A 13866-nucleotide genomic window follows, 5' to 3' on the forward strand; every position below is an offset into this window, starting at 1 on the left:
GACTCGATGACCAGCAGAAGCGGCGCCCGGGAACGATCATCCCGGACGCCGCTTCACCCTGCCCACTTGACAAAAGCAACTACATATCAGCTGTGCTGCGGAAGCTGCGCCCGATACACGTCCACGACCCGCGCCAAATACTGAGTGATCACTCCCTGCTCCTCGGTGGTGAAGTCGTCGAGCACCCTGTCCACGCCCGAGATCAGGGGAAGGATGCGCGCCATCGCACGGTCGACCGACGCCGGGTTCGGTACGACAAGCACTCCCCTTCGGTCGCTCGGGTGCGGCTGACGCGTCACGTGCCCCACCGCGGCAAGCCGGTCAACGATCACAGTCGCAGCCGCAGTGGACACATCCAGGCGGCGTGCGATCTCTGTCGGGCTCAGGGGGCCGCTCATCACGAGGTGCTGCATCGCTTCGAAGTCGCGTCGATTGACGTCGAGTTCCGCGCCGACATCCGCCTCGAGGTCGACGGTCAGGTCGAGAATATCCCGAAGCAACACGCTTGCCTCGCGCACGCGGCCGACGGGACCGGCGCCACTATCCGTCCTGACGGGAGGGACAGCGCCGTCGACATCGCCAGCACTGGGGCCGCTGTCGGGAGCATCTTGCATGCATCCCATCGTATGCCTAAAGTAGCTAAGCAATCACGTAATCAAATTGTTTAGCTAAAAGGGGTCTCATGCGTCGGCTCACGACATTCATCACCGCGCGGGCGACATCCTGGATCGTGCTCGGCATCGCGCTCCTCGGTTCCGCGGCCCTGTTTGCCATCGGTTCCGGAACGACCTCAGAGTCGGCCCCGGGCCCCGGCCTTCCCGACACCGCGGAATCGGTGCGGGTGAGCGAGCTGCAGAGGACCCTGCCGAGTGCCGACGCCACCTCGGCGCTGTTCGTGTTCAGTCGCGATGGGGATTCGCTGACCGACGACGACCTCACCGCGGTGGGCGAGGCCGCGGCCGATCTTTCCGCATTCGCCCGCGACGGATTCGTGCCTCCACCGACCGTTTCTGACGACAGCACTGCCGCGATTGTCGTTGTGCCGCTCGAGATCGCCGACGACATCGACAGCCAAAGCGAGCGCGCCTCCGAGCTGCGCGAGATCGCAAATGCCTCCCTCCCCGACGGACTGACGGCCCTGCTCACCGGAGCAGAGGGCTTCGAGGTCGACCTGAGCGCGGTCTTCGACGGCGCCGACTTCACCCTGCTGCTGACGACCGTGATCGTCGTCGCGATTCTGCTCATCGTGACCTACCGCAGTCCGTGGCTGTGGATCGTCCCGCTGGTCGTGATCGGCACCGCCGACGGCCTCGCAGGCATCGCGGCGGCGCGCGTCGCATCCCTCATCGGCATCACACTCGACGCCTCCGTCACAGGGATCCTCTCCGTGCTCGTCTTCGGCGCCGGCACGAACTACGCCCTGCTTCTGATCGCGCGTTATCGCGACGAGCTTCGGCTCATCGCCGACCGCCGCCACGCGATGGAGAAGGCCCTCCGTGGTGCCGGCCCCGCCATCATCGCTAGCGGCTCGACCGTGGTGCTGAGCCTGCTGACGCTGCTGTTCGCCGAGCTCACCGGCAACCGGGCCCTCGGCATCGCGTGCGCCACCGGCATCGTCGTCGCCATGATCTTCGCCCTGATCGTGCTCCCGCCGACTCTGCTGCTGTTCGGCCGCGGCCTGTTCTGGCCGTACGTGCCGAAGTTCGGGTCCGAGGACCGCTCCGCCCGGGGAGTCTGGGCGCGCCTGGGCCGATTCGTGTCGCTGCGGCCCGCGGCCGTCGCCATCGTCGGCGTGCTCGTTCTCGGGGGCCTCGCGCTCGGGGTGACCCAGGCGCAGACCGGGCTCGCGCAGACCGAACGATTCATCCAGGCGCCCGAGGCGGTGCAGGGCCAGCAGGTCATCGCGGATTCCTTCGCCGCGGGCAGCGGGTCGCCGACCGCGGTGATCGTCAATGCCGAGTACGCCGACGATACCGCCGAGGTGGCCGCGAGTATCGATGGCGTCGACTCCGCGACCGTGGGCGAGGGCGACGGGGAGATCGTTCAGGTCAACGTTGTGCTCTCAGCGGCAGCGGAGACCGAGGAGGCGTTCGACGTCGTTCGGGAGCTGCGCACCGAGCTCGACTCGATCGAGGGGGCGGATGCTCTCGTCGGAGGTCTCGACGCGCAGGCACTCGATGTGTCCGAGGCTACTCGGGCAGATCAGAATCTCGTGATCCCGCTCATCCTGGTGCTCGTGCTCATTGTGCTGATGATCCTTCTGAGGGCCATCCTCGCTCCCGTGCTCCTGCTGGCGACGGTCGTCGGCTCGTACTTCGCGAGTCTCGGGGCGAGCTGGCTCCTCTTCCAGACCGTCTTCGGTTTCCCCGCGCTCGACACGAATGTCGTCCTTCTGAGCTTCCTGTTCCTGGTCGCCCTCGGGGTGGACTACAACATCTTCCTCGTCACCCGGGCCAACGAGGAGGCGAGGGTGCTCGGCACCCGCGCCGGCATGATCCGTGCACTTGCCGCGACGGGCGGGGTGATCACGAGCGCGGGAATCCTGCTCGCCGCGGTCTTTGCCGTTCTCGGGGTGCTGCCGCTCATCACGCTCACCCAGATCGGCATCATCGTCTGCGTCGGTGTGCTGCTCGACACGCTCCTCGTGCGCACCGTCATCGTGCCCGCGCTCGCGTTCATCGCCGGCGACACGTTCTGGTGGCCACGGCGGCCGCACCCGACCGCGCCCGGCACTCGCCGAGCAGGGTAATCGGCGCTGACACTGGTTCGTCCTAGTCTGAAGTCGTGATCCAACTCGGCCAGCATCCGCCCCCCGCGCACACCATCGTGCACATCAGCGACACCCATTTCCTTGCCGGCGGAGCGTTGCTGTTCGGCGCTGTCGAGACTGAGAAGAACCTGCGGCAGGGGCTCGGCCAGCTCGAGCGCTCCGGCATCCGTCCCGAGGCTCTCGTGTTCACCGGCGACCTCGCCGACCTCGGCGAGCCCGACGCATACCAACGACTTCGCGCGATCGTCGAGCCCGCCGCGGCACGCCTCGGAGCCGAAGTCGTCTGGGTGATGGGCAACCACGACGAACGCCTGCAGTACTCGAGCGAGCTGTTCGACGTCAAGGCCACCGAGGCGCCCCAAGACCGGGTCCACGACATCGGCGGCCTGCGCATCATCTCCCTCGACACGACGGTGCCCGGATTCCACCACGGCGAATTGACCGACGGGCAGCTCGAGTGGCTCGCCGACGTGCTCAGGGTTCCCGCGCCCCACGGAACCCTCATTGCCGTGCATCACCCGCCCGTCCCCACCCCGCTGCTCTGGGCGATGGAGATGCTCGAGCTGGAGGCCCAGGACCGCTTCGCCGCGGTCGTGGCCGGAACCGACGTGCGCGCGATTCTCGGCGGGCACCTGCACTTCTCGACCCACAGCACCTTCGCGGGAGTGCCCGTCTCTGTCGCGGCCGCGACCTGCTACACGCTCGCACTCACCGAGAAGGATCGTCTGCTGTCGGGTGTCGACTCCGGCCAGTCCTTCAACGTCGTGCACGTCTACGAGGACCGAGTCGTGCACTCGATCGTCCCCATCGGAGATACCGTCGAGATCACCGGCTTCTCCGCCGAGCATCGCGCCTCGATCGAGGCAATGACGCCCGAGCAGCGCCGGCAGATGTTCTCGGCCAAGACGTCACGATTCAACCTCGGCGAGGGAGTGTAGTGCGCTCATGCTCCTGACGCGTGCACTCGAGGACTTCGCTGCACACCTCGCATTGGAGCGCGGCTTCAGCGCACACACCGTGCGCGCCTACCGATCCGATCTCAGCGGATTCATTGCCTTCGCGGCCACGCAGGGGGTGGATGTCTCGGCTGAGGTTACGCTCGAACTGTTGCGTGACTGGCTGTGGCTCGGATCGCAGGCAGGCGTGTCCAAGGCGACGCTTGCCCGTCGATCGGCCTCGGCCCGAGGGTTCACCGCATGGCTCGCCCGGAGCGGGTCGGCGCCGGTCGATGCCGCCACGCGACTCAGGGCGCCGAAGCCCGACCGGTACCTCCCGCGGGTGCTCACTCGGGATCAGATCGATGCCGTGCTCGCTTCGCTCGCAGCGCAGGCCCGGTCGGGCGACGCGAACAGCTTGCGGGATGTCGCCGTCGTGGAGCTGCTGTATGCCTCAGCCCTTCGCGTGAGCGAGGTGACCGGACTCGACATCGGTGACGTCGAGCTCGGCTCTCTCACGGTGCGCGTCATGGGTAAGGGATCGAAGGAGAGGATCGTGCCCTTCGGGGTGCCGGCCCGCCACGCGATCGAGGCCTGGCTCGGCGAGGGGCGCCACAGACTGCTGGCGGATGCCGCCCAGGGCGGCGGGCGTGGCGAATCTGCCGCGAGTAGCGAATCTGCCGCACGTGCCGCGCCCGTCGAGCCTCGTGCCCTGTTCCTCGGGCCCCGCGGGGCGAGGCTCGGGACTCGCACCGTGTACCGGCTCGTGGCGGAGTTGCTCAACGGGCTGCCCGGCAGCGGCCCGGCCGGGCCGCACACTCTGCGCCACACCGCGGCAACCCATCTGCTCGACGGCGGAGCCGATCTGCGGGCGGTGCAGGAGATGCTCGGCCACGCGAGCCTCGGCACGACGCAGATCTACACGCATGTGTCGACCGAGCGCCTCAAGGCCAGCTACCGATCGGCGCACCCGCGGGCCTGAGGCGGCGCGCGCGACGAAGCGCACCGTGCCCCACGGCGCACCACGCCGCCGCTCACCGTAACTCCCGGGTCGGCAGGAGCACCGAGCGCGCAATACCGTCCAGGAAGTTGAGCGGTGAGACATAGTCGCCGTGCAGTCGCACCCCGAAGTGCAGGCACGGTGTCGGGCAGTGTGCCGGCGTAGCGGCGCCGACATGCACGGTGCCGACGACGTCGCCAGCAGACACCGGCTGTCCCGCGACGAGGCGTGACTCCACCGGCTCGAAACTCGAGACGAGGCCACCCGGATGCCGAAGCGACAGCACTGGTCTGTCGACCACCGCGCCGACGAAGTGGACGACCCCGTCGGCAGGGGCCACGACCTCCGCGCCGAGCCCCGCACGCCCATCGACGCGAATGTCGATACCGCGGTGTCCCGCCGCATATGCCGTCGCGGGTGCGATGAACGGACGGGAGACGACATGCGGCGACCCGACAGGCCAGAGCCAGGAGGGTGCCGCCCCCGCTGCACCCGCCGCCGGCCGCCCGTGGGGGGAGACCGCCAGCGCAACGAGCGCGAGCACGAGCGCAAAGCCACTAAGCCGGAATGGCCTGGCAAGGAGCGACGAGAGCGGCACGATTGACAGAGTGCACCCGGCTCGGCATCCACGGCGTCGACGCGGGAGCCGCCGTGTACTCGAGGCGCTCGACCATCCCGGTGCAGGAGCGGTGCTATCATTTTCGAAGCAGCGCGCGTGAGTGCGCTGACTACGCGTGCCCGCAGTGCTCGTACCAGAGCATGTCACCACATCCACTCGGTCCTGATCTTTCAGGCGGATGTGTGCCGGGCACCAGGAATCGCGCCAACCGGTCGCGATTACAACTGAGAAGGCACAATCGCCCTGCCCGCATGGGGTAGGCGTGTGCCAGTAAAGGAGACGGCCATGGCCGTTGTAACCATCCGCCAGCTGCTCGACAGTGGCGTTCACTTCGGACACCAGACCCGCCGCTGGAACCCCAAGATGAAGCGATTCATCCTGACGGAGCGCTCGGGCAGCCACATCATCGACTTGCAGCAGTCGCTTGTGCACATCGACAAGACGTACGACTACGTCAAGGAGACGGTCGCCCACGGCGGCACGATTCTCTTCGTCGGCACCAAGAAGCAGGCTCAGGGATCGATCGCCGAGCAGGCGCAGCGCGTCGGCCAGCCGTACGTCAACCAGCGCTGGCTCGGTGGGCTCCTCACCAACTTCCAGACCGTGTCCAAGCGCCTCGCCCGCATGAAGGAGCTCGAGGAGCTCGACTTCGACGACACCACCAAGGGCTTCACCAAGAAGGAACTGCTCATCAAGAAGCGTGAGCTCATCAAGCTCAATCGCAGCCTCGGTGGTATCCGCAACCTCACGAAGACCCCGTCCGCGATCTGGATCGTCGACACCAAGAAGGAGCACCTCGCGATCGACGAGGCGCACAAGCTCGGCATCCCGGTCATCGCGATCCTCGACACCAACTGCGACCCCGACGACGTTCAGTACCCGATCCCGGGCAACGACGACGCGATCCGCTCCGTTGGCCTGCTGACCCGCATCATCGCGGACGCCGCAGCCGAGGGCCTCATCCAGCGCCACCAGAAGCCCGAAGAGGGATCCGCTCCCGTCGAGCCGCTCGCCGCGTGGGAGGCAGAGCTTCTCGGCCAGGCCGAGGCCACGGCCGAGGCGCCCGCAGCCGAGACCCCTGCTGCCGAGGCGCCCGTCGCCGAAGCCCCCGCGGCCGAGGTTGCGGTCGACCTCCCCGTGGAGGAGAACGATGCGGATGCCGTCGCCGCCGAGCACGAGGCCGCCGCAGACGAGACCATCGTTCCCGAGCACCACGTCGAGTCCGCCGAGGCGGCCGAGGCGAAGATCGAAGCCGAGGCCACCGAGGCAGAGAAGGCCCCCGCCTCCAAGCCCGCCCCGAAGAAGCCCGCAGCGAAGGCCGCTGCAGCCGAGACCAAGTAAGGAACCCCCATGGCAGATTTCAGCTTGGCTGACCTCAAGACCCTGCGCGAGCGCCTGGGCACCGGAATGGTCGATTCCAAGAACGCCCTCGTCGAAGCCGGGGGAGACCTCGAGAAGGCCACCGAGCTCCTGCGCCTCAAGGGAGCAAAGGGCAACGCGAAGCGTGCCGACCGCTCCACGAGCGAGGGGCTCGTCGCCGCGAAGGAAAACGGAACCACGACGACGCTCATCGAGCTCGTCTGCGAGACCGACTTCGTCGCCAAGGGCGAGAAGTTCGTGAAGCTCGGTGACACGGTGCTTGACGCCGCCGTCGCCGCGGGCGCCACGACGGTCGACGAGGCGCTTGCCGCGACGATCGGAACCCAGACCGTCGCCGAGCTCATCAGCGACGAAGCGGCCATTCTCGGTGAGAAGATCGTTCTTCGCCGCCTCGTCGCGATCGACGCGGAGAAGTTCTCCGTCTACCTGCACAAGACCAACAAGGACCTGCCGCCGCAGGTCGGCGTTGTCGTCGGCTACACGGGAGACGACGCGGAGACCGCGCGCAGCATCGCCCAGCACATCTCGTTTGCCGACCCGCAGTACCTCTCGCGGGACGACGTCCCGGCCGACGTGGTCGAGACCGAGCGTCGCATCGTCGAGGAGATCAGCCGCAACGAGGGCAAGCCGGAGGCCGCGCTCCCGAAAATCATCGAGGGACGCGTCACGGGTTACTTCAAGCAGGTCGCCCTGCTCGACCAGGACTACGCGAAGGACAACAAGCTGTCCGTTGCGAAGGTGCTGGCCGACGCCGGACTCGCGGTGACGGGCTTCGCCCGCTTCAAGGTCGGCGCGTAACACACACGTGAAACAGGGTCCGGGTCGCGTTCAGCGATTCGGGCCCTGTTTGTGTACCACCACACGTTAAGCGGCATAATCAGCAATAAGCGAGCGGAAGAGCACCCATGACGGAAACCACAAAGCGACGGGTACTGCTCAAGCTTTCGGGCGAGGCGTTCGGCGGAGGGTCGGTGGGGGTCAACCCCGACGTCGTCAGCGCCATGGCCCGCGAGATCGCGGAGGCGGCCAAGGAGGTCGAGGTTGCGATCGTCGTCGGCGGAGGCAACTTCTTCCGCGGCGCCGAGCTTAGCCAGCGGGGCATGGATCGAGGCCGCGCCGACTACATGGGCATGCTCGGAACCGTGATGAACGCGCTCGCCCTGCAAGACTTCCTCGAGCAGGCCGGCGCCGCGACGCGAGTACAGTCGGCCATCTCGATGACCCAGGTCGCCGAGCCGTACATCCCGCTCCGCGCCGAGCGCCACCTCGAAAAGGGCCGTGTCGTCATCTTCGGCGCCGGCGCGGGTCTGCCCTACTTCTCGACCGACACCGTCGCCGCGCAGCGCGCACTCGAGATCGGTGCAGATGTCGTACTCGTGGCCAAGAATGGCGTTGACGGTGTGTACTCCGCAGACCCGAACAAGGACGAGACCGCCACGAAGATCGACGAGATCACCTACCAGGAGGCGCTCGTGCAGGGCCTCAACGTGGTCGACTCCACCGCGTTCAGCCTGTGCAAGGACAATGGGATGCCGATGGTGGTGTTCGGGATGAAGCCCGACGGCAACGTGACCCGTGCGATTCGCGGGGAGCGCATCGGCACGCTCGTCAAGTAGCCCGCCGGAGGCGATGCAGATGGACCAGCCGCTACTGTGGAGCGGCCTGCTCGGGCTTGTGCTGCTGGGCGGGCTCATCCGCCTGCTGTCCCGTGGTGCGGTGCTGGCACCGCGTGCCGTGCCGCTGCGGCCATGGGAGCGAGCACTGGTGATCATCGGCGGTGTGCTGCTGATCTTCCACTGTTCCGCGATGTTTTTCGGGCCGTGGGTGGATGCCGTTCCCGGACTCGAGCCCGCCGCGCGTGCGGTGCGGGTGAGCGGTACCGCGAGCCAGATCGCCTATTGGCTGCCTGCCGTGGCGATCATCGTGGGTTGGCGGAGGGTCTGGTGGCCCGCGCTCGCCGTCGTCGCCGTGACCCTCGTCGGCGTCGGCGCCACGATGTTCATCCCGTTCCCGCTCCTGGTGCATCTCGTCTGGCTTACCGCCCTCATCCTCTCGGCGCTCGCGGTGTCGATGTTCCTTGTCGGTGATCCCCGCAAGCCCGCCGTGTGGCAACCGTCTAAACTCGAACAGACATGAAGGAGCAGTCGTGATCAGTGACGTACTGGCAGAAGCCAAAGACAAGATGCACAAGTCCGTCGAGGCGGCGAAGGACGACTTCGGAAATGTGCGCACCGGCCGCGCGAACCCGGCACTGTTCCAGAAGATTCTCGTGGATTATTACGGCACCCCGACGCCGCTGGGGCAGCTCGCTGGCATGCAGAACCCCGAGGCGCGCACCCTGCTCGTGACCCCGTATGACAAGATCGCGCTCAAGGACATCGAGCGCGCGCTCGTCTCGGCTCCGAACCTCAGCGCCAACGTCGGCAACGACGGCACAGTCATTCGCGTCACCCTGCCCGAGCTGACCGAGGAGCGCCGCAAGGAGTTCGTCAAGCTCGTGCGCGCCAAGGGCGAGGACGCCAAGGTGTCGATCCGCAACATCCGCCGTCGCGCGAAGGACGACCTCGACGCACTCAAGAGCGAGGTCGGCGACGACGAGGTGACACGCGGCGAGAAAGAACTCGAGGCCGTCACGAAGTCGCACATTGATGCGATCGACGACGCCCTGAAGAAGAAGGAAGCCGAGCTCCTCGAGGTCTAGATGTCGGATTCTCCGGAGAGGCCCCGTCCAGCGTTGAAGAGACGCGTGCGCCAGGGGCGTGAGGACCTCGAGGCCCGCGCCGCCGCGACTCGCGAGGAGATCCGCGCCCAGATCGCCACGACCCGAGCGCACCTCGACGACGCGAACGAGAAGCTCGAGGCCAAGGCCGGCCGCAACCTGCCGCTCGCCATCGGGTTCGGCCTCGTGCTCGGTGTGAGCATGCTGCTGAGCCTGATTCTCGTGAAGTCGTTCTTCATGCTGGTGGCCGCCGCGCTCGTCGCCTTCACCGCGTTTGAACTCGCGAGCGCCCTCTGGTTCGCCGGCCGTTACGTGCCGCGCGTGCCGACAATAATCTCGGCGGTCGCGATCGTGCCGGCGGCGTTCTACCTCGGCGCGAGCGGGGCCTGGCTGGTATTCCTCGCCGGGGTTCTGCTTGTCGGCCTCTGGCGCGCGGCAGAACAGGTCCGCCCGAGCCGCCGGGGAACGGCGCTGGAGTTCTGGAAGGACCTCGGCGCCGGCACACTCGTGCAGGCGTACGTGCCCTTCCTCGGCAGTTTCGCGGTCGTCATGGCTGCGCAGGACGGCGGCGAGTGGTGGACCCTCGCGTTCCTGCTCATCGTCATCTCGACCGACACCGGCGCGTATGCGAGCGGACTGCTGTTCGGAAAGCATCCGATGGCGCCCAAGATCAGCCCGAAGAAGACATGGGAGGGGTTCGCCGGGTCGGTGCTCGTTGCTCTCGTCGTTGGCGTCGTGCTCGCCCTGTTCATGGTCGGCCAGCCGTGGTGGCTCGGCGTCATCTTCGGCATCACGATGGTGGCAACGGCCACGCTCGGGGACCTCACCGAGTCGCTCATCAAGCGCGATCTCGGGATCAAGGACATCAGCACCTGGCTGCCCGGTCACGGAGGGTTTCTCGACCGGCTCGACTCCGTTCTTCCGAGCGCCATCGCGACGTACGCTCTGTTCCTGATCTTCGCGTAGTGCAGAATGGTGCGGTGAGTACAACATTCCCTCGCACCAAGAGGTCCCGCCTCGGGTACGACGTCGAACAGGTGGAGGACTTTCTCGAGGAGGCCAGGCGCGCCTACGGGGCGGAACCGGGCCAGCTCACGATCGTGACGGCCGCCAGCATCCGCCACACGGCCTTTGCGATGCAGAAGGGCGGATACGAGACGGGTCAGGTGGATGCTGCTCTCGAGCGCCTCGAGGACGCCTTCGCAAGCCGTGAGCGAGAGCTGAGGATCCGCGAGCGGGGTGAGGAGGACTGGTATTCCTCGGCGAGGACATCAGCTCAGGAGATCCTCGATCGCCTCGCCCGCCCGAACGGCGAGAGATTCGACCGACTCCGTCCTCTCACCGCCGGGTACAGCGTGCAGCAGGTCGATGAGTTCGCCGAACGCCTCACGCGATACTTCCAGGACGGGGAGCGGTTGACCGTCGACGAGGTGCGCGCAATCTCCTTCGCGCCGCAGCGCGGCGGGTACCGAGAAGCGCAGGTCGACGTGGTGCTGGATGCCGTGATTGACGTCATGCTGGCCGTCCGCGGTTGATCGGATGCTGCTTTTCAGCCAATCTGGGCTAAAATCTTGAAACTATGGGTCGCCATAGAACTGTCCTAGCGCTCCGGCCGCCGCCTTCGGCTGCTGCCGTGGACGTGCACAAACCCGCAATGCGGCGTCAGGGTGTACTGCCCGTCTTTGCTTCGTTCGCCGCTCTGGCCTTCGTGCTGGTGTCGGTGACGTCGCCGATGGCGCAGCAGGAAGCTGCCGCGGCGGTTGTGCTCGCTGAGATCGAAGCGATGCCCACGCAGGTGCTCGCGGTCGATGGCGAGTACACGACCGAGGTCGTTCGCGACGGCTACGGGGTCACCGCGAAGCCCGTTCCGCCGCCCCCGCCGCCGGCGGCCGCGGCCTCCCCTGCACGCAGTGGTGGTGGTGGTGGTGGTGGTGCACCCGCCGCCGGCACACCCGATCCCGGCTCGGCCAAGGCCATCGCGTACGCGATGGTGCAGGCCAGGGGCTGGGGCGAAGGCGAGTACAACTGCCTCGTGTCGCTCTGGCAGAAGGAATCCGGCTGGAACACGTTCGCGAACAACCCGAGCAGCGGTGCCTACGGCATCCCGCAGTCCCTCCCGGGCTCAAAGATGGCGACGGCCGGAGCGGACTGGGCGACAAACCCGGCCACCCAGATCACCTGGGGCCTCGGCTACATCAGTGGCCGCTACGGGACCCCGTGCGGTGCGTGGGGCGCGAGCCAGAGCAAGGGCTGGTACTGACCCGGCGTCAGTCACGCACCTCGACTTCCCGAACCGGATTGGACCCATGCCGCGTAGCAACCGACCGCGTCGGTCCAGAGGGGAGGGGGACGGCGAACGGCCCGACCTGTCCAGGTCCCTCTTCGGAGGGCTGCAGCCCCACGCGAAGCGCGACGGCCTGTGGAACGTGCAGTCCATTGCCGCGTCGTCGGCGGTCAAGCCTTATGTCTGCCCCGGCTGTGGACTGGGCATCGCCCCGGGCGTCGCCCACGTCGTCGCCTGGCGCGCCGACGGACTGATGGGCGAGGCCGACGATGTCGCCGCCCGGCGGCACTGGCACAACCACTGTTGGAAGATCAAGTAGGGACGCATGCAGATCAAGGGCGGCATCGAGCTTCCGGCCACGAGGGAAAACGTCGAGCTGGTCACCGAGGATGGGCTGAACCTGGTGGGAGAGCTGTCGCTTCCCCTCTCGGCCGAGCCCGTTGCGACCATCGTCGCGCTGCATCCGCTGCCGACCGCGGGCGGGTTCATGGATTCGCACATCATCAGGAAGGCGGCCGCCCGTCTCCCCGCGCTCGCCGATCTCGCCGTACTGCGCTTCAACTTCCGCGGCGTCACGTCGCCGCGCGGCACGTCGGATGGGGCCTTCGGCCACGGCGAGGACGAGCGCCACGATCTCGACGCGGCCATAAGGTTCGTGGCCGAGCGCGGGCTGCCCCGGCCGTGGCTGCTCGGCTGGTCGTTCGGCACGGAAGTCGCCCTGAAGCACGGACTCGAGCACGACGTCGAGGGGGTCATCCTGCTCTCGCCCCCGCTCCACCGCACGACCGACGAGGAGCTCTCGGCCTGGGCCGGAAGCGGTCGGCGCATGATCGTCGTCGTGCCCGAGCTCGACGACTACCTGCGTCCCGCGGAGGCGGCGCAGCGTTTCGCGAGCGTTCCCGAGGCCGAACTGGTCGCGGTCGAGGGAGGCAAGCACCTGTGGGTCGGCGAGGCGCAGACCCGGCGCGTGCTCACCGAGATCGTCGCCCGCCTGAACCCCGGTGTGCTTCCCCTTCCGGAGGAATGGGACTAATCGGGCTGTAGTGGCCACCACGCGCCTCATCGCGCTGATCTGACCGTCGGGGGCGGCGTGCGCCTACAGCGCGCTCTGGCGCGGCACGACGACCTGCTTGATGATCAGCAGGATCGACGCCGCAACGGGGATCGCGACGAGCGCGCCGAGCAGGCCGAGCAGGGTGCCTCCGGCCAGTGCGGCGATGACGACGACGACGCCGGGAACCTTCACCGCCCGCGTCATGATCCGCGGCGTGATCAGATAGGCCTCGACCTGCATGTAGAGCAGGTAATATCCGGCGACCCAGAACACGGTCGGCGTGCCGTCGAACAGCAGCACGGCGAGGGTGATGATGACGGATGCCGAGATGGTTCCCACGAGTGGGATCAACGAGCCGAGAAAGGCGATGAAGGCGAGCAGCGCGGAGTACTCGGCGCGGATCACGAAGGTCAGCACGATGAACGAGAGCACACCGTTGACGAGCGCCAGGGTGAGCTGTCCAACGACATAGCGCCCGACAGACTGGCTGATCTGCTCGGAGATGTCGATGAACCCCACCCGCTTCGACGCGGGGATGAGCTGGTAGATGCCGCGCTTGAGGCTGCCGAGGGATGCCGTGAAGTAGAGCATGAGAATGATGATGATCAGGGCTCCGAACACCCCGGTAGCGAGCCCGAGGCCCGCCTTGAGCACGCCGCCGCCGAGGTTGCTGAGGAAGGTCGGATCCGAGATGGTGTCCGTGACCTGGGCGAGGAGATCGTCGACTGCGACCCACGGGAGGGCATCCTTGATCGCCTGGTTCAGGCTGCCGTCGGCGAAGCTCTCTATCACCCGCGGGATCTGCGTGACGAGGGTCTGTACCTGCTCGGCGATGACCGGGATGATCGCGAGCACGAGGCCGGCGACAACACCGAGCACCCCGAAGAGCACAGTGAGGATCGCGAGCGGCCTCCTCATCCCCTTCTTCTCGAGCCAGGTGACGATGGGGTCGAGGCCGAGGGCGAGGAACAGCGCCGCGCCGATGTAGGTGAGGATCGTCGCGAGCGAGACGACGGCGCTGCCTATCAACAGGGCAAAGAGAACCCCAAGCCCACCGAACAGGCCGAACCGGAAAGGGTTCTGGATCTTCACGGGCCGTCTACCT

General features: G+C 67.2%; 16 protein-coding genes. 13 read left to right on the forward strand and 3 right to left on the reverse strand.

Translation table 11 applies throughout. The annotated features are described in order from the left end of the window. Positions 1-86 precede the first annotated feature (86 nt). Complete coding sequence (locus tag ABIB15_RS14015; RefSeq protein ID WP_354479893.1) at positions 87-614, reverse strand: MarR family transcriptional regulator; 528 nt, start codon at positions 612-614, stop codon at positions 87-89. A gap of 68 nt (positions 615-682) precedes the next feature. Between ABIB15_RS14015 and ABIB15_RS14020 the strand changes: the two genes are divergently transcribed. The 3 genes from ABIB15_RS14020 to ABIB15_RS14030 are packed head-to-tail and all read left to right on the forward strand — an operon-like array spanning position 683 to position 4687. Continuing rightward, positions 683-2749: an MMPL family transporter gene (locus tag ABIB15_RS14020; RefSeq protein WP_354479895.1), complete on the forward strand. Its 2067-nt coding sequence runs from the start codon at positions 683-685 to the stop codon at positions 2747-2749. 35 nt (positions 2750-2784) lie between these two features. Then, positions 2785-3708 carry a phosphodiesterase gene (locus ABIB15_RS14025; RefSeq protein ID WP_354479898.1) on the forward strand — a complete coding sequence of 308 codons (924 nt, stop codon included), beginning with the start codon at positions 2785-2787 and terminating at the stop codon, positions 3706-3708. Positions 3709-3715: 7 nt separating this feature from the next. Then, entirely contained in the window at positions 3716-4687 is a 972-nt protein-coding gene (locus ABIB15_RS14030) for a tyrosine recombinase XerC (RefSeq protein WP_354479901.1), read from the forward strand. Positions 4688-4739: 52 nt separating this feature from the next. On the opposite strand, the gene ABIB15_RS14035 is transcribed toward ABIB15_RS14030, so the two are convergent. Next, entirely contained in the window at positions 4740-5303 is a 564-nt protein-coding gene (locus ABIB15_RS14035) for a M23 family metallopeptidase (protein WP_354479904.1), read from the reverse strand. 306 nt (positions 5304-5609) lie between these two features. On the opposite strand from ABIB15_RS14035, the gene rpsB reads away from it, so the two are divergent. From rpsB to ABIB15_RS14085, 10 genes are all read left to right on the forward strand, one after another. Then, complete coding sequence (gene rpsB, locus ABIB15_RS14040) at positions 5610-6665, forward strand: 30S ribosomal protein S2 (protein ID WP_354479906.1); 1056 nt, start codon at positions 5610-5612, stop codon at positions 6663-6665. A 9-nt stretch (positions 6666-6674) separates the two neighbouring features. After that, positions 6675-7502 carry a translation elongation factor Ts gene (gene tsf / locus ABIB15_RS14045; RefSeq protein WP_354479909.1) on the forward strand — a complete coding sequence of 276 codons (828 nt, stop codon included), beginning with the start codon at positions 6675-6677 and terminating at the stop codon, positions 7500-7502. Positions 7503-7609: 107 nt separating this feature from the next. After that, entirely contained in the window at positions 7610-8320 is a 711-nt protein-coding gene (gene pyrH / locus ABIB15_RS14050; RefSeq protein WP_354479912.1) for a UMP kinase, read from the forward strand. A gap of 19 nt (positions 8321-8339) precedes the next feature. Next, positions 8340-8840: a hypothetical protein gene (locus ABIB15_RS14055; RefSeq protein WP_354479915.1), complete on the forward strand. Its 501-nt coding sequence runs from the start codon at positions 8340-8342 to the stop codon at positions 8838-8840. Positions 8841-8850: 10 nt separating this feature from the next. Continuing rightward, the gene (frr, locus tag ABIB15_RS14060; RefSeq protein ID WP_354479917.1) at positions 8851-9405 is read left to right on the forward strand and encodes a ribosome recycling factor; all 555 of its coding nucleotides are present in this window, start codon (positions 8851-8853) and stop codon (positions 9403-9405) included. A 45-nt stretch (positions 9406-9450) separates the two neighbouring features. Next, positions 9451-10389: a phosphatidate cytidylyltransferase gene (locus ABIB15_RS14065; RefSeq protein WP_354479920.1), complete on the forward strand. Its 939-nt coding sequence runs from the start codon at positions 9451-9453 to the stop codon at positions 10387-10389. Positions 10390-10403: 14 nt separating this feature from the next. Next, positions 10404-10958, forward strand: a complete 555-nt coding sequence (locus ABIB15_RS14070) for a DivIVA domain-containing protein (protein ID WP_354479922.1) — start codon at positions 10404-10406, stop codon at positions 10956-10958. A gap of 98 nt (positions 10959-11056) precedes the next feature. After that, positions 11057-11683, forward strand: coding sequence for an aggregation-promoting factor C-terminal-like domain-containing protein (locus tag ABIB15_RS14075; protein WP_354479925.1), 627 nt, complete (start codon positions 11057-11059; stop codon positions 11681-11683). Between the two features lie 46 nt (positions 11684-11729). Next, complete coding sequence (locus ABIB15_RS14080) at positions 11730-12026, forward strand: Rv1322 family protein (protein ID WP_354479928.1); 297 nt, start codon at positions 11730-11732, stop codon at positions 12024-12026. 6 nt (positions 12027-12032) lie between these two features. Beyond that, positions 12033-12740: an alpha/beta hydrolase gene (locus ABIB15_RS14085; protein ID WP_354479931.1), complete on the forward strand. Its 708-nt coding sequence runs from the start codon at positions 12033-12035 to the stop codon at positions 12738-12740. A gap of 63 nt (positions 12741-12803) precedes the next feature. Here the strand turns inward: ABIB15_RS14085 and ABIB15_RS14090 are convergent, their stop codons facing one another. Beyond that, positions 12804-13853: an AI-2E family transporter gene (locus ABIB15_RS14090; RefSeq protein WP_354479933.1), complete on the reverse strand. Its 1050-nt coding sequence runs from the start codon at positions 13851-13853 to the stop codon at positions 12804-12806. Positions 13854-13866 lie beyond the last annotated feature (13 nt).

The sequence above is a fragment of the Marisediminicola sp. UYEF4 genome (genome assembly GCF_040546025.1).
Lineage (GTDB): Bacteria > Actinomycetota > Actinomycetes > Actinomycetales > Microbacteriaceae > Marisediminicola.

What these genes read in the sequence shown, in the direction of transcription:
- ABIB15_RS14015 (WP_354479893.1), bottom strand. Translation starts at nt 614, where the DNA reads ATGCAAGATGCTCCCGACAGCGGCCCCAGTGCTGGCGATGTCGACGGC.
- ABIB15_RS14020 (WP_354479895.1), top strand. Translation starts at nt 683, where the DNA reads ATGCGTCGGCTCACGACATTCATCACCGCGCGGGCGACATCCTGGATC.
- ABIB15_RS14030 (WP_354479901.1), top strand. Translation starts at nt 3,716, where the DNA reads ATGCTCCTGACGCGTGCACTCGAGGACTTCGCTGCACACCTCGCATTG.
- rpsB (WP_354479906.1), top strand. Translation starts at nt 5,610, where the DNA reads ATGGCCGTTGTAACCATCCGCCAGCTGCTCGACAGTGGCGTTCACTTC.
- tsf (WP_354479909.1), top strand. Translation starts at nt 6,675, where the DNA reads ATGGCAGATTTCAGCTTGGCTGACCTCAAGACCCTGCGCGAGCGCCTG.
- pyrH (WP_354479912.1), top strand. Translation starts at nt 7,610, where the DNA reads ATGACGGAAACCACAAAGCGACGGGTACTGCTCAAGCTTTCGGGCGAG.
- ABIB15_RS14055 (WP_354479915.1), top strand. Translation starts at nt 8,340, where the DNA reads ATGGACCAGCCGCTACTGTGGAGCGGCCTGCTCGGGCTTGTGCTGCTG.
- ABIB15_RS14080 (WP_354479928.1), top strand. Translation starts at nt 11,730, where the DNA reads ATGCCGCGTAGCAACCGACCGCGTCGGTCCAGAGGGGAGGGGGACGGC.
- ABIB15_RS14085 (WP_354479931.1), top strand. Translation starts at nt 12,033, where the DNA reads ATGCAGATCAAGGGCGGCATCGAGCTTCCGGCCACGAGGGAAAACGTC.